1 protein-coding gene is annotated in these 2587 nt (G+C 77.3%); it reads right to left on the bottom strand.

The window, feature by feature from the left end; genetic code table 11:
* Positions 1–48: 48 nt before the first annotated feature.
* On the bottom strand, positions 49–2587 hold a 2539-nt coding region (locus CCN56_RS40855; protein WP_107484327.1), incomplete at its 5' end, for a tetratricopeptide repeat protein.

The raw sequence follows: 2587 nt of genomic DNA, 5'->3' as shown, positions 1-2587 counted from the left end.
CGTTCCGCCCCGGCGGAACGCATGCCCACAACGGGCGGGGCGCGCCGTTCAGCCCGCGTCCGGCACCCCCAGGACCTCCCGGGCCGGGCGGGACGGGACCAGGCCCAGGTCCCAGGCCTGCCAGGGGGTCGCCGGGGCGATGCCCCGGTCCAGGAGCAGACCGTAGGCCTCGGCGCAGTCGTCGACCCGCGGGTCGCGGGCCGGATGCCGGTCCGCGACGAGCGCCGCGAGCTCCTCGCGCGCCGACGCCGTCCCCGGCTCCGGAGTGCCCGGCGCCGCGTGCGGCAGCAGCCCGCAGCGCAGCAGGCGGGCCCAGTCCGCGCCCCGCCGGTCCCCGTACGCCTCGAAGAGCCCGCGCGCCTCCTCGCACAGCGCGAGCGCCTGCGGGACCCGCCCGTTGCCGGCGTCGACGATCGCGAGTTCCAGACCGGCCCAGGCCTCCCCGTGCGCGACCCCGATCCGCCGGAAGTCCGCCCGCGCGTCCACGAGCAGCTGCCGGGCGAAGCCCGAGTTGCGCAGGTTGCCGGCCCGCGCCCCCTGCTGGTCCCGGGTGACCCGCCCCAGGTGGTGCCGGGCGCAGGCGAGCCCGTACAGGTCCCGCATCCGCGAGAACATCGACCGCGCCCGCCCCAGCTCCCGTATCGCCGCGTCCCGGTCGCCGCGCTCCTCCAGGGCCTGCCCCAGGTAGTACAGCGTCCACGCCTCGCCGCGCGCGTCCTCCTGCTCCCGGTGCCGCGCGAGCGCCCCGCGCAGCTCCTCCACCGCCGGCTCCGCCTCCCCGGCGGCCAGCCGCGCCCGGGCCAGCTGGGTCAGCGCCCAGGCCTCGCCGCGCCCGTCGTGGACGCGGCCGTACGTCTCCAGGGCGCGCCGCAGCCCACCCTCCGCGCCCGCCGTGTCGCCCCGGAGCAGCAGCACCTGCCCGCGCTGGAAGTGTGCCCAGGCCTCGCCGTGCAGCGACTCGTGCTCCCGGTGCAGGGCGAGCGACCGGTCGAGCAGCGCCGTCGCCTCGGCCAGATCGCCCCGGTCCCGCTCCACCGCGGCGAGCGCGTGCAGCGTCCAGCCCCGGTCGGCGGCCAGCGACTCCGGCTCCTGGAGCGCGAGCGCCTCCCGAAGGCGCGCCGCGGCCTCCGTGAGCCGCCCCTGGTGGTGCAGGGTGATCCCGAGCGAGCAGAGCGCGAGCGCGGCCCCCGCGTCCTGGTGGGCCTCCTGGTACTGGGAGACGACCGAGGTCAGCGTCGTGCGGGCCTTGTCGAGCTCGCCGAGCTGCCGGGCCGCGATACCCGTCCGCCACCGCACCGAGCGCGTGAGGAGCCCCTGGCCGACGGACTCGGCCAGCTCGTTGATCTCGCCGAGCCGGTAGAGGTCGCCGCGCAGCAGGCAGTAGTCGCAGAGCGCGCTGAGCAGGCCGAGCACGGTCTCCTGGTCGACGCCCTCCGCGTGCCGCAGGGCCGCCGTGATGAAGCTGGACTCCTCGTCGAGCCAGCCGAGCGCGGCCTCCAGGGAGCCGAAGCCGTGCCCGTCGAAGCGGTCGGCACGGGTCGACATCTTGCCGTCGACCATCCGGATCACCGCGTCTGCGAGCTCCGCGTGGTTGCGGATGAGCCGCTCCTGCGCCGCCGCGACCTCGGCCGCCTCCTCCTCGTCGAGGAGCCGGGCGCCCGCGAAGCCGCGCACCACGTCGTGCAGCCGGTACCGCTCCCCGCGCACGTGGTCGAGCAGCCCGGCCCCGGACAGCTCCCGCAGCCGCCGGGCCGCCTCGGGACCGCTCCCGCCGAGCAGGGCGGCGGCCGCGGCCGCGCCGAGCGAGGCCCGCCCGGCCAGCGCGAGCCGCCGGAGCAGCTGCCGGGAGTCCTCGTCGAAGTCGAGGAAGTACCGTACGGACAGGGCGCGTTCGACGGGATCGTCGCCCCAGCCGGGCCGGGCGAGGACATGGCCCACCTCGTCCATGGAGCGGCGCCCGAGCAGGGAGCCCACGACCCGCAGCGCCAGCGGCAGACCGCCGCACAGTTCCCGTATCCGCTCGAACGCCTCCGCGTCGTACGGGCCGGGGTCGGGCGCACCGGCCGTCGCGCGCAGCAACTCCTCGGCACCGGCCGCATCGAGCGCGGCGACGGGCAGGGCGTGCACCTCGGCCGGTACGTCTCCGCCGAGGTCGAGCGGCTCCCTGCAGGTCACGAGGACGAGACTGTCGGAACGCTCCGGCAGCAGGGCCCGCACCTGGGCGGCATCGGCGGCATCGTCGAGGATGAGCACCACGGGCACCCCGCTCAACTGCCGCTGGTACAACTCCGAGAGCCGCTGCACCTGTTGCCCGGCCGAGGCGCCCTCGCGGAAGAGGAGCCGGTCGCGCGGGGCGCCGAGCCGGTTGAGGAGGTGCAGCAGGGCGTCCCGGGTCGCGACGGGCCGCTCGGCCCAGCCGGCCTTGTCCGCGCCGGCGACGCCGCCCCGCAGGTCCACCACGCAGGCCCCGCGGAACTGGTCGCGCAGCGTGTGGGCGGCCCGCACGGCGAGCGCGGTACGGCCGGATCCGGGCGCGCCGTGCAGCAGCACGACGGTCGGCCGGGTGACGGCCGACCGTCGTGCTGCT

The organism is Streptomyces sp. NRRL B-24572, assembly GCF_002156145.1.
GTDB classification, from domain to species: domain Bacteria; phylum Actinomycetota; class Actinomycetes; order Streptomycetales; family Streptomycetaceae; genus Streptomyces; species Streptomyces vietnamensis.
Note: the sequence above shows the minus strand (reverse complement) of the source record. Positions and strands in the feature narration are given on the sequence as shown.